This is a genomic window from Sphingobacterium sp. InxBP1 (genome assembly GCF_026191775.1).
GTDB lineage: Bacteria > Bacteroidota > Bacteroidia > Sphingobacteriales > Sphingobacteriaceae > Sphingobacterium > Sphingobacterium thalpophilum.
This window is the reverse complement of record NZ_JAINDX010000046.1, coordinates 749,618-762,321: the sequence shown is the minus strand read 5'-3', so window position 1 is coordinate 762,321 and position 12,704 is coordinate 749,618. Positions and strand designations below refer to the sequence as shown.

Below are 12,704 nucleotides of genomic sequence, written 5' to 3'. Positions count from 1 at the left end.
GCAAATTTATCTTAGTTTGACTTATCATGATAGATGCGATATTAAGTTTTATCCGATTCGTTTTCAAATATAAGAACGGACTTGTAGACAAAATTATGTTTTATGTAAGCATGATGTGTGCTGCAATCGTTATTTTCAATGTAGGCTATGTAACCGATCCGGTTTTGGGCGAACTGTTGAGGAAGACGATCCATTATCTGTTCTATGTGCTTTTTTTGATGATCGCCTTACGGGAATCCTCTTCGATCTATGCGCTGAAAAAGATTGCGGTCGAACATTATTCGGGGTTGCTGATTCTCAGCTATTTTATTTTTATCTTAATTGCGCGTTTCGCCGGGCTGGAGTCTTTATCTGTTTTTTCCAGAGAACAGTGGATTTATTTGGGGATCTATATTATTTTTATTGCTGAACTCTCCAAAAGCACGCTTTTCTTTGATAATTTCTACTTTAATCCGACGATATTATTTGTTATCAGTTTTCTTGTACTTATCCTGATCGGTACGGTATTACTCATGTTGCCCCGTACGACGCTGGAGGCACCCTTAAGTTTTGTCGATGCACTGTTTATGGCCACGAGTGCGGTCTGTATTACCGGTCTTGCGGTAGCGGATATCTCCACCAACTTCAGCATGTTCGGGCAGACAGTCATCATTGTCCTGATACAGGTTGGGGGACTGGGAATCATGACATTCACGGGCTTTTTTGGTTATTTCTTTTCGGGCGGGTTTTCGTTTAAAAACCAGTTGATGTTTGGCGAGATATTGGGAGAGAATAAGGTGGCTTCGGTTATCAAAACCTTATTGACCATGATCTTCATTACTCTATTATTTGAATTTCTGGGTGCAATACTGATCTTTAGCACATTGGATAGCGCCAATTTTCCGAACGTGGGCAGCATGGTTTTCTTTTCTATCTTCCACTCCATTTCTTCTTTCTGTAACGCCGGTTTCTCGATTTTGTCCGGGGGAATTACAAATGAGGCCTATAAATTTAATTATCCCTTTCAGCTGGCACTCTCCGCTCTGTTTATTTTAGGGGGGCTGGGATTTGGAATCGTTCTGAATTTCTATACCTATATAAAAGAGTCTATCTTACTTTGGTATCACCGCCTGATCACCAAGCGAAATTATAAGCATAAAGCATGGAATTTCAGTTTTAATTCAAAACTGGTGTTGCTGTGCAATGCGATTATTATCGTGGCGGCAACGCTGTTTTTCTATTTTTTGGAAAGGCAAAATACACTTTCGCTTGAAAAAGGTGCTGGTGGAGAATGGGCGACTTCTTTCTTTATGGCTAATGCTGCCCGTTCTGCCGGCTATAATAGTATTGACCTGAGTTTTGTGGGCGCCCCGACCATATTTCTGATTATGGTGCTCATGTGGGTCGGTGCTTCGCCCGGTTCCACAGGTGGCGGAGTGAAGGTGACCACGGTGGCGCTCACGTTTATGAATATTATTTCTCTGGCAAAGGGGAAGGAGTATATTGAGATTTTCAAACGCCGAATCGCCGGTGAGTCTGTCAACAAAGCCTTTGCTATTATTTTATTGTCGCTATTTGTCGTAGGCATCAGCTTCTTTCTTCTTATATTTACGGATCCGGACAAAAGTATGAAAGACTTACTGTTCGAATCGCTATCGGCATATACGACCTGCGGATTGAGTCTCGGCGTTACGCCCTCTTTAAGTATGGGCGGAAAACTGATTATTGTGGTGACGATGCTGGTGGGCCGTGTAGGTATGTTGACGTTATTGGTTGCTTTTATCAAAAACACAACGAGAAGAAATATCATATTTCCGGAGGAAAAAATACTGTTTTGATCCGGGCATGACCAGGTTCTTGCTACGGAAGCAGTCCATTGGCGCATCAGGCTTTAGAAACAGGCTGTAGGAACTTGTAAATACAGGAAATTTATCTTAGTTTGGGTTATGAAGTATATTGTTTTAGGGTTGGGGCATTTCGGACGTTCATTGGGCGTTCATCTTACTGAGCTTGGTCATGAGGTGATTGGTGCAGACCGGAATTTAACCATCGTCGAGCAACTGAAGGACAGGATCACGCACACGGTATGCCTGGATACGACAGACCGGGAGGCGGTGTCTTCCTTGCCGCTGAAAGATGCCCATGCCGTCATCGTGGCGATCGGAGAAGATGAGGGTGCGTCGCTGATGACCGTAGCGCTCTTAAAGCAATTGAAAGTAAATCGGATCATCGGCCGTATTGTATCTGATCTGCAGAAAACGGTCCTGGAAGCTATGGAGATCAACGAATATATCATGCCGGAAGAAGAGGCGGCCGAGCGACTGGCCATGCGGCTTGACAATATCGATATTGTGGATTCTTTCAAGGTGTCGGACCGCTATTCTATTGTGGAGACAAAAGTGCCAGCCCGATATGTGGGCATGACGTTACGAGAGGCAAACCTGACCAACTTGTATAAAATCATCGTATTGACGACCGTCAAAATTACGGAAACAAGAAAAGATGGTGTGACCAGAGAACAGAAAGAGGCTTCCGGTATTGCCACTTCCGAGACGGTGATGGAAGAGGGCGATATTTTGGTTGTGTTTGGAGAATTATCCAATATAAATAAACTAATTCAAAAAGGAGAGTAACTATGTTATTGACTACAACAAGCAATATTGAAGGACATCAGATTGACCGTTATTTGGGCATTGTTTCTTCGGAGGTTGTATTGGGCGCAAATGCCATCAAAGATATGATGGCTGGTTTCCGTGATTTTTTTGGTGGCAGGTCTAATTCTTACGAGCGGGCATTTCAGGATACGCGCGAAGCGGCCTTACGCGAGCTGGAAGATCGGGCCAGGGCATTGGGTGCCGATGCGGTCGTGGGCGTACGGCTGGACTTTCAAACTGTAGGCACCGGAGGCATGATGATGGTGGGGGCAACCGGAACTGCTGTCAAAATGAAATAGACTACCCATGCATGCTGATTTTATCGGACACTAAAAGCTGAACAGGGCTTTTAGTGCCTGTGTATTGCCCTTGTATTTGGTCGCAATAATAATTGTATATAAAAACAAATTTATCTAAGTTTGGCTTTTAAGACTTTTAAACAACCTAAGAGGATAAATGAAAAATTGGTTTAAAGCAAATTCGGCGCATTTAATCGTTATTGCGATATTCATTGCGCTTGTATTTTTTTATTTCACGCCCGTTTGGCAAGGAAAGACATTGGCCCAATCGGATGTGGTACAGGCGCAGGCAGCACAGAAAGAGTTATTTGATTACAGGGCCAAGGATGGAACTGCACCTTTGTGGACAAACTCCATGTTTGGCGGTATGCCTACGTACCAGATCTGGCAGGCGAATGAAAATAACATTGGTACCTATGTGCTGAATGCGGTTAAATTTGTTTTCCCAAGCCCCATGGATACGGTATTGTTTTATTTATTGGGCGCTTATTTTCTGTTTAGTGTACTGCGTATTAAACCCTGGCTTGCCGCTGTGGGCGCCGTCGCCATAGCCTTTACTTCTTACAATTTTATTTATATTGAAGCAGGACATATTACCCGGGCAAATGCCATTGCGTTTATTCCGCCGGTGATTGCATCCGTGATCATGTGTTATCGGGGCAGCAAGCTGTGGGGGCCCGTACTCCTGGCCCTGCTTCTTTCGCTGGAGATTCGTGTGAATCACTTGCAGACAACTTACTATCTGTTGATGGCCTTGATGTTATATGTCATATTCATCTTGGTTGATGCCATCAAACAAAAACAATTAAAGGCCTTTTTTATCAATTCCGGCAGGCAGGTTGTTGCGGTGGTTATCGCAGTGATGGTTAATGCTTCCATTTTGCTGCCAACTTGGGAGTATAGTAAATTGAGCACGCGCGGCCATGCAAACATCACAAAAGTGGATGATAAAAGTTCGGCAAAAAAAGGATTGGACAAAGAATACGCCTATGATTGGAGCCAGGGGATCGGAGAGTCGGTAACTTTTTTGATTCCCAATGCCTACGGTGGATCTACCGGTGGGCAGTTGGATGAAAAATCGCATGTTGCTAAGTTTTTCATGGACAAAGGCGCATCTGCTGTACAAGCAGGACAAATTGCCGAAGGGATGCCGACGTACTGGGGAGATAAGCGTTTTACCTCAGGGCCCTGGTATTTCGGTGCCGGTGTTTTCTTTCTTTTTGTACTGGGGCTGGTGATCGTCAAAAACCGTTTGAAATGGTGGATATTGACGACAACCATACTGGCCTTGCTTTTATCGTTCGGTAAGAATTTTACGCTGGTTTCAGACCTGTTTTTCGACTACTTTCCCATGTATAATAAGTTTAGGGCTGTCGAATCGATTTTGGTGCTTGTGTCCATCACCGTCCCGCTTATGGCGATATTGACGGTAAATGAACTGCTGACGCGCGCAAAGGAAATTCCTAACCTGGACAAGAAAGTGCTGTATACTTTTGTTGGTGTCGGTGGATTTTGTCTTTTGGTGGGGCTGATGCCGGATCTTTTCTTGAATTTTAGAAATGCCGAACATAATAGTTTAATTGAGACGTTTTCCCAGCAGATCGGCGACAAAGCAACGGCGAGCGAACTGGCTAACCAGCTGGTTCTGGACCGAAAGGATATTGCCAGTAAAGATGCTTACCGTTCGTTTGTCCTCATTTTGCTAACCTTTGGATTGATCTGGTTTTATCTGAAGAAAAAGCTGAGTGAAGGCGTGTTGTTTGGAAGCTTGCTCGTCTTGTTCTTATTTGATCTCTGGGGTGTTGATAAGCGCTTTTTAAATGATCGTTCGTTTAGCGAAAAGGGAGCGGTAGCACAGCAGGCCTTTCAGCAGCGCGAGGTAGATCAGCTGATCTTAATGGATAAAGACCTGAGCTACCGGGTACTGGATCTCACAACAGATCCCTTTTCGGATGCGCGTCCTTCGTACTTCCATAAATCATTGGGCGGCTATCATGCAGCAAAATTGATGCGTTTTCAGGAAGTTCTCGAGAATCAGTTTAATGGTGCGCTTAACGAGGATGTGCTGGATATGTTCAATGTCCGCTATTTGATCACGACGGATCCGCAGAGTCAATCACAGCGCATTATCAGAAGAAGCACGGCAGCGGGTAACGCCTGGTTTGTCGATAAGATAACCTTTGTGAAGGGCAATGCGGAGGAGATGCAGGCAATCAGTTCCTTTGATCCGCATAAAGAGGCTTTCGTAAATCAGCAGTATCAAAATGAAATCAAAGCAAAAACATCCAGCGCATCTACGACAGGAGAGATTAAGCTGACCTCTTATCATCCGGACAAAATGCAGTATGAATACACGGCATCCAATGATGTCTTTGCGGTGTTCTCGGAGATTTTCTATGACAAAGGCTGGAAAGCATATGTTGATGGAAAGGAGACACCAATAATCCGTGCTGATTATCTATTAAGAGCGCTGCAATTGCCAGCGGGATCCCATAAGATTGAATTTATATTTGATCCTCAATCGCATAAAGTAGGAAATTTACTGACGTTGATTTCTTCGATCATACTTGGTCTGGGGATGGCTGCTGCCATATATTTCTCGTTAAAAGGGTATAAAAACGAAACAGCCGCATAGGCAGCTGTTTCGTTTCAAAAATACATCAAGCTTTAGAATAATTTGAGCTGTGGATCAGTTATTCTAAAGCTTTTTCTATGGTGGGGTGTCGTTCCATAGGCCAGCACAGCAGACCGATGTTTCACCGTAGGATAGCCCTTGTTGTTCATCCAGTCGTAGTCCGGAAAATCAGCCGCTATGGTATCCATATATTCGTCGCGGTAGGTTTTGGCCAAAATAGAGGCTGCTGCGATTGAAAGATATTTTCCATCTCCCTTTACTACACAGGTATAAGGCACTTTCTGGTATGGAATGAACCTATTGCCATCTACAATGATATATTCGGCTTTGATGTGCAGCATATCCAGGGCCTTATGCATGGCGAGATAACTTGCATTGTGAATATTGATCCGGTCAATCTCTTCGGCAGACACGCTGGCAACGGCATAGGCAAGAGCTTCCTGCTCAATAATGGGACGCAATTCCATCCGTTGTTTTTCGCTTAATTTTTTGGAATCGTTTAAGCGTTTGTGATGATAACCGGGTGGAAAAATTACCGCCGCGGCAAACACCGGACCAGCGAGACAACCTCTACCAGCCTCATCACATCCAGCTTCAATCCATTGTTCCTGATAGTATGATAGTAGCATCTTATTCTTCGGTAACCGAACGAAAGTACGAATAATTTTAGAGTTATCCATTGTAACTTCTGTGTGAATAATGGCCTTTTACATTAATTAACACTAATAATATCTTCTTTTGTAAAGATTTTGAGTAGCCTATGGGCCGCTTTAGATCAAGGATTGGTCAATTATAGAGATATAAAATAGATGTTATGAGAGGCTATGTGCTTTTTTTATTGAGTATGCTAACGGCATGGACAGTTTACGGCCAGACCAGAAGCGTACAGGGAATGCTAAAAGATGACAAAAACAGGATGGTGGCGGGAGCGACCGTCACGTTAACTTCGCGGTTGGATTCGATGTCTACTGGATCGAGTATGGCCGGGATTTTTACATTTGACAAAATTAAAGCGGATACATTTAAAATTACAGTTTCCAACTTAGGTTTTGAGCGCTTTGAACAAGAGTTTCACTTCCCGCAAGGGCAGCAGAAATACGTTATTCCGAGTTTGACCCTGCAGCAGAATTCACAGATGCTCGAAGAAGTCGTTGTGGACGGTGTTCCGACGGTGGTCGTTAAGAGTGATACGCTGGAGTATACGATGAAAGACCTGAAATTGCGGGAAGGATCGGTCGCTGAGGATGCACTTAAAAAGCTGCAGGGTGTAGAGGTAGACAAAGATGGAAACGTCACGGCTCAAGGTGAATCTGTCAAACGGGTGCGTATCAATGGGAAGGACTTTTTCGGAGGTGATCTAAAAACGGCGACACAGAATCTGCCGGCCAACATCATCCAAAAAATGCAGATTATCGACGATTATGGTGAGATGGCCAATATTACCGGTAATAAAAATGGCGAGTCTGAAAAGGTGTTGAATATTCAAATTGATCCTAAATATAATCAGGGACATATGACCACACTCCGGGCAGGTTATGGTACGGAAGACCGTTATCAGGCTACAGGTATGTGGATGGGTATGCGTGAGGGCGAGCAGCTTTCCGTGCTCGGGAATCTAAACAACACCAACGCGCCCCTGTTTGATTTCAATACAACAGGTGGTGGTGCCCGGAGAGGGCAGGGCGGCGGCGGCCGTCGTGGTGGCGGTATGTTTGGTGGTTCGGACGGCCTTACAAAAATTGGCTCGATAGGCCTTAATTTCCGAAAGGATTTTAACGATAAATTGACGGCTTATGGTAGTTATAGTTATAGTCATACGGATAATACGACATTGTCGGAAAGGATCCAGGAGAACACATTGCCTAGTATCATGCAGACCGACAGTATTTCTAACAGGAACAATACTGTCGGTGGGAGCCATCGTTTTGAGGCTAATGTGGAATGGAAACCGTCAGATAAAGACTATATTAAGATCTCTCCCCAGTTTGGGTTTGATAAAAGCGACGCAACAACATTTTCCGAATCAACCACCTACCGTAGTGGAGCTTTAAATAACACGCAGACACAGGACATATTGGCCAATTCGACGGCACCCCGCTTTGGCATCAGTGGTCTGTACAACCGTAAGCTCAATGACAAAGGTCGAAATGTATTTGTCAACATGAATTACAATAATGCGGAGACAAAGAAAGACCAAGACGCCATATTGGACCGTTTGTTGGCTGATCCAAATAACGCAGGTGTGTCTCTAACTAAGATTTATGAAAAGACGATCTTAGAAGCAAAGAATAAAAGCTGGAATGCTGGCGCTTCGCTGAACTATACGGAGCCGCTCTCTGAGAAGGGGCGACTGGAGTTTACTTATGACTTTAATAAGAATAAGTATGATAACTCGAATAAGCAGACTGGGTATGACGCAAACGGGAATTTGATCGCTGAGGACCCTAAATTGAATTTTGACTATAATTATGATTATTCTTTTGCTACCCATAAAGTAGGCGCTAATTACCTGTATAATGGGGATAAAATTACTTATTCTATCGGAGCGGCGGCACAGCCTTCGCAATTGCGGGGGGATGCGATCAGTTCGGGATTGGTGGTGCCGATACACCGGAACAACATGAACTGGATGCCGATTGCGCGATTTGAGTACAAATTTTCGCGCCAATCGAATTTATCGGTCAATTATTCCGGTACACCCAACGAGCCTTCAGTGACCCAGATTTTGCCGTTTGACATGAGTACAAACCGTACAAGCATAGTGATCGGTAATGCCAATCTAAACCCCGAATTTAGTCATCAGCTGAATGTTCGGTTCCGTAAAAACGATTTTCAGAAGGGGAACAACTTTTTTGCTTTTGTCAATGCAGGTCTGACCAATAACAAGATTGTGAGCCTGAGTAAAAGTTATTTGGATGATTTGATGGATTATCAGACTGGAAAAACGAATAGAACGTTGGTTTCCGAAACACGGTATCTCAATGAAACCGGCGATAAACCTTTTAATGTCAGCTCCTTTTACCATTACGGCAAATCACTAAAAGAAAAAACCTATAACATTATGCTAATGGGCGGAATCTCCTACAATAAAAATATTGGTTACGTTTCAACAGAGAAGGATGACAATATGGGACAAAAGAACGTCGCCCGAAACATTGTGTTTAATCAGGGTTTGATGTTTAGATATAATCCTTCGGAAAATCTGGAGATAAATCCCGGTGTACGTTATCAGTATAATCACACGGAAAACTCCCTGACAAATCGTACCACCAATGTTTCTTCCTGGACACCGACCTTGATCGGTTCAGTAAATATCACCCCAACAACAATTTTTGGAGCAGATCTTTCGAAGCAATTCAATAATGGATATGGTGCAGGGATCAATGCCAACCCATTTGTTATCAACTCTTACATTGAGCAGAAGTTCTTAAAAGAACGTCGTGGTACGATACGTCTCCAGGCATTTGACCTGCTGAATCAGCAAACCAACGTTTCGCGGACAGTCAGTGAGTCTATGATCACAGATAGCCGCACCAACCGTCTTGGGCGCTACTTTATGTTGTTGTTCACCTATAAATTCCAAAAATTTGCCATGGGCAATCCTCAGGGTGAAGATCGGTTCCCCGGTGGTATGAGGCGGCCACGGATGTAAAGAGGCTAAATAATCATTAAAAAACGGTCATAGTGATTTCGCTATGACCGTTTTGCATTTTAAAAACCTTAGTTTTGCATGATATGTGCTCAGGGGGGTAGGATTGGGAGACCCGGGACAGACGATCCTGGCTGCGATGTGGGGTACCGCTCAACACAATATATTATCTTTAGACAATTTACAGATTACATGGAATACGATATTATCAGACTTTCAAATGGAATGCGCGCGGTATTCCAATATCAGAACTTACCTATAACACACGTATGTATGGTCATCAATGCGGGCTCCCGTGATGAGCTGGCCGGAAAGTTTGGTGTCGCGCATTTCATTGAACACCTGTTATTTAAAAGGACGGAGAAACGCTCGACACAACAAATTATTAATCGTCTCGAATCTGTGGGGGGTGACCTTAACGCGTATACGACCAAAGAGTATACCTGTGTCCATGCCTCCATTCTGAAACCCTATCTGGATCGCGTGCTGGATCTTTTTGAAGATATCTTTTTCCATTCCACGTTTCCGGAAGTAGAAATGGATAAGGAAAAATCGGTGATTGTTGATGAAATGGCGTCTTATCTGGATAGTCCCGAAGAATCTATCGTGGATGATTTTGAAGACCTTATTTTTCAGGGATCGGGCCTGGGGCATAATATATTGGGGCTGGAAGATCAGTTGCTGTCTCTTCAGAAGGACGATATTCTGACCTTCATGCAATCAAATTACGATACCCATGAAATGGTGATCGGTATTACAGGCAACTACAGTGTGAAAGAAGTGGAGCGCTTGCTGCTCAGAACTTTTGGCAATATATCCGAAAATAAAACCTTACGGACGAGAGATGATGTGAAGCCGGTTGGCGAACAGCATCTGACAGTGCCAAAACCCATTAATCAAGTCCACTATATGCTCGGTTCGTTGGCTTACGGTTATCGCGACGACCGTAAGACCGGCTTGCTGCTGCTGAACAATATGCTCGGTGGTATGGGTATGGGATCGATCCTCAATCTTTCCATCCGTGAGAAATATGGCATCGCTTATACGATAGAATCCAATTACACGATCTTTTCGGACACCGGATTGTTTAGCATCTATCTGGGTACAGATGAGGAAAAAGTGGAAAAAGCTAAAAAGCTGGTATTTAAGGAACTCCGCCATATGTGCGAACACCCGCTATCTGAGGTCAAACTTGCCAAGGCCAAACGGAAGTTTATCGGACAGATCGCTTTAACAGAGGAGAACCGCATGAGTACCATTATCTCGGCGGCCAAGAATGTAATGGATTACGACCGTGTGATCCTACTGGATGAAGTGATTGAAAAAATAGAGATGCTCGGCAGTGCTCAGCTCCTTGAGATTGCCCAAGATGTATTTGACCCACGGAAGCTACTCTCGCTGAGTTTTGTCCCAGAAAATTGAATGCCCTGGATAGACGCACGATACGCGAAGGTATGTTTTGGGTGGGTGAGCCCGTGCGACCGGTAGAGGCTACCGGGATTGCCGGAGGCGAAATCACGATGTTCAGAAGATTGTTTTTATATATGACGAGCAATTATATTGCATATCAGCAGCAATTTATCTAAGTTTGCGGTTACTGTAATGCTTAAATATGAATCGGGCTTACGGGCTCATCAGCCATTAAAGAAAAAAATAGATAGATGAAAACTGCATATGTATTTCCCGGTCAGGGCGCCCAGTTTGTTGGAATGGGCCAAGACCTGTATAATTTAAACGAAGAGACAAAAGCTTTGTTCGAAAAAGCGAATGATATTTTAGGTTTCCGTATTACCGATATTATGTTTTCGGGTACTGACGAGGAGTTGAAACAGACCAAAGTAACACAACCTGCAATTTTCTTGCATTCGGTGATTTTGGCAAAAGCATTGGGTGATTCTTTTCAGCCGGATATGGTAGCGGGACACTCTTTGGGTGAGTTTTCTGCTTTGGTGGCAGCTGGTGCTTTAAGTTTTGAAGATGGTTTAAAGCTGGTCGCTCAACGTGCCAACGCGATGCAGAAGGCCTGTGAGCTGCAGCCTTCGACTATGGCTGCGATTTTGGGCCTCGAGGATGCTATTGTGGAGGATATCTGTGCGCAAGTGGAGGAAGTGGTTGTCGCGGCAAATTACAATTGTCCGGGGCAGCTGGTTATCTCGGGATCCATTGAAGGTGTTGATCAGGCCTGTGCACTGCTGACCGAAGCGGGAGCAAAACGTGCGTTGAAACTAAATGTTGGCGGTGCTTTCCACTCGCCATTGATGGAGTCGGCGAAAGTTGAACTACAGGCTGCAATCGAAGCTGTGGATATTCTCTCCCCCAGATGCCCTATTTATCAAAATATAGACGCAAAGCCGCAGACCGATCCGGCAACGATCAAGCAGAACCTGATCGCACAGCTGACAGGCGCAGTCCGCTGGACACAAACTGTGCAGCATATGCTGGCCGACGGGGCTACTGCATTTGTGGAAGTTGGACCGGGAAATGTTTTACAGGGTTTAGTTAAGAAAGTGGACCGTCAGGTGCAAACCTCCGCGGCAACTGTGCTGGCATAAGCTTGCTTGTGATCGAAACTAAAAGAAGGAACCATAGCGTTCCTTTTTTTAGTTTTTGGAGTGTATCCCCTGCTGAATACGGATTGACAAGGCAGAGTCCAAGTTACAGAAATAATCTATCTCGGCTTTAACACGCAACAAGCGTCCTGCGCAGCGTGGGCGGCGGATTATTTGTCCTTAAACATACGGTAATGGTCCTTCATGACCTGCAACACAAAATCGTTGGGAGTCATCTTCTCGGGGTGCTTCATATCCATGACCTTTTCCAGGCGCTGTACCAATGCTGTGAGTATGCCGACATCCCTTCTGTCGAATGCCGTCTGGTAAACATCTTTGATCAAATTGGCATCTTTATCGCTTAATTTAATGACCTGAGGGAATAGAATAGGATGATTGTCGGTGGTTTCTTCATAGATTGTATCACTGAGCTTAAGACTTGGCTTGAGGCTGATCACAGCGGTCTCGCCTGCAATATCGCCAATGCGCTGTCCATTTTTAGATAGGACAATGGAGGTGATGGCAATGCCGCCCATGGTCATCCATATATCAACAATCGATAATGCCCACCGCGATAGGTACTGATAAAAATTTGCGCGGGATCCATCGAGTTTAACCACCTTTATCTTCATGATTTTTTTACCGATGGTCTGTCCTCCAAATGCAGTCTCTGTGATCAAGGTATAGAAAAATGCAGGTAGCGTCATGCCCATGATAACGCCGTAGCGTAGATAAGGGTCGCTTTTGGAGATATGTATGCTGTCCAGAAGGAATATACAAAAGAAAATGTAACAGACAATGACAAAATAATCGATGGCAAATGCGATCATTCTTGAACCTAAGCTGGCAAGGTTGTATTCGATTTTTACATTTTGTGCTGTGTTTATCTCAAGCTTATTCATATCTAAATGCGTATCTGTATATCGGTTGTTACCATTT

General features: G+C 44.2%; 9 protein-coding genes. 7 read left to right on the top strand and 2 right to left on the bottom strand.

Annotated elements, in window-relative coordinates; translation table 11 throughout:
• Positions 1-95 precede the first annotated feature (95 nt).
• From K7A41_RS15545 to K7A41_RS15530, 4 genes are all read left to right on the top strand, one after another.
• Complete coding sequence (locus K7A41_RS15545) at positions 96-1,817, top strand: TrkH family potassium uptake protein (protein ID WP_265714395.1); 1,722 nt, start codon at positions 96-98, stop codon at positions 1,815-1,817.
• 108 nt (positions 1,818-1,925) lie between these two features.
• Positions 1,926-2,612, top strand: a complete 687-nt coding sequence (locus K7A41_RS15540; RefSeq protein ID WP_265714394.1) for a potassium channel family protein — start codon at positions 1,926-1,928, stop codon at positions 2,610-2,612.
• A 2-nt stretch (positions 2,613-2,614) separates the two neighbouring features.
• Complete coding sequence (locus K7A41_RS15535) at positions 2,615-2,932, top strand: YbjQ family protein (RefSeq protein ID WP_028070952.1); 318 nt, start codon at positions 2,615-2,617, stop codon at positions 2,930-2,932.
• Positions 2,933-3,089: 157 nt separating this feature from the next.
• Positions 3,090-5,567: a YfhO family protein gene (locus K7A41_RS15530; RefSeq protein ID WP_028070953.1), complete on the top strand. Its 2,478-nt coding sequence runs from the start codon at positions 3,090-3,092 to the stop codon at positions 5,565-5,567.
• A gap of 32 nt (positions 5,568-5,599) precedes the next feature.
• Here K7A41_RS15530 and K7A41_RS15525 read toward each other — a convergent pair whose 3' ends face one another.
• Positions 5,600-6,196, bottom strand: a complete 597-nt coding sequence (locus K7A41_RS15525; protein ID WP_028070954.1) for a ribonuclease HII — start codon at positions 6,194-6,196, stop codon at positions 5,600-5,602.
• A 185-nt stretch (positions 6,197-6,381) separates the two neighbouring features.
• Here K7A41_RS15525 and K7A41_RS15520 point away from each other — a divergent pair, with 185 nt between their 5' ends.
• From K7A41_RS15520 to fabD, 3 genes are all read left to right on the top strand, one after another.
• Positions 6,382-9,219, top strand: a complete 2,838-nt coding sequence (locus K7A41_RS15520) for a TonB-dependent receptor (RefSeq protein ID WP_265714393.1) — start codon at positions 6,382-6,384, stop codon at positions 9,217-9,219.
• A gap of 189 nt (positions 9,220-9,408) precedes the next feature.
• The gene (locus tag K7A41_RS15515) at positions 9,409-10,638 is read left to right on the top strand and encodes a M16 family metallopeptidase (protein ID WP_265714392.1); all 1,230 of its coding nucleotides are present in this window, start codon (positions 9,409-9,411) and stop codon (positions 10,636-10,638) included.
• A gap of 239 nt (positions 10,639-10,877) precedes the next feature.
• Positions 10,878-11,768 carry an ACP S-malonyltransferase gene (gene fabD, locus K7A41_RS15510; RefSeq protein WP_028070957.1) on the top strand — a complete coding sequence of 297 codons (891 nt, stop codon included), beginning with the start codon at positions 10,878-10,880 and terminating at the stop codon, positions 11,766-11,768.
• 167 nt (positions 11,769-11,935) lie between these two features.
• On the opposite strand, the gene K7A41_RS15505 is transcribed toward fabD, so the two are convergent.
• Positions 11,936-12,667, bottom strand: coding sequence for an RDD family protein (locus K7A41_RS15505; protein WP_028070958.1), 732 nt, complete (start codon positions 12,665-12,667; stop codon positions 11,936-11,938).
• Positions 12,668-12,704: the final 37 nt, after the last annotated feature.

Coding starts and splice junctions, on each gene's coding strand:
- K7A41_RS15545 (WP_265714395.1), top strand. CDS start 96: ATGTTTTATGTAAGCATGATGTGTGCTGCAATCGTTATTTTCAATGTA.
- K7A41_RS15535 (WP_028070952.1), top strand. CDS start 2,615: ATGTTATTGACTACAACAAGCAATATTGAAGGACATCAGATTGACCGT.
- K7A41_RS15515 (WP_265714392.1), top strand. CDS start 9,409: ATGGAATACGATATTATCAGACTTTCAAATGGAATGCGCGCGGTATTC.
- K7A41_RS15520 (WP_265714393.1), top strand. CDS start 6,382: ATGAGAGGCTATGTGCTTTTTTTATTGAGTATGCTAACGGCATGGACA.
- K7A41_RS15540 (WP_265714394.1), top strand. CDS start 1,926: ATGAAGTATATTGTTTTAGGGTTGGGGCATTTCGGACGTTCATTGGGC.
- K7A41_RS15525 (WP_028070954.1), bottom strand. CDS start 6,196: ATGCTACTATCATACTATCAGGAACAATGGATTGAAGCTGGATGTGAT.
- K7A41_RS15530 (WP_028070953.1), top strand. CDS start 3,090: ATGAAAAATTGGTTTAAAGCAAATTCGGCGCATTTAATCGTTATTGCG.
- K7A41_RS15505 (WP_028070958.1), bottom strand. CDS start 12,667: ATGAATAAGCTTGAGATAAACACAGCACAAAATGTAAAAATCGAATAC.
- fabD (WP_028070957.1), top strand. CDS start 10,878: ATGAAAACTGCATATGTATTTCCCGGTCAGGGCGCCCAGTTTGTTGGA.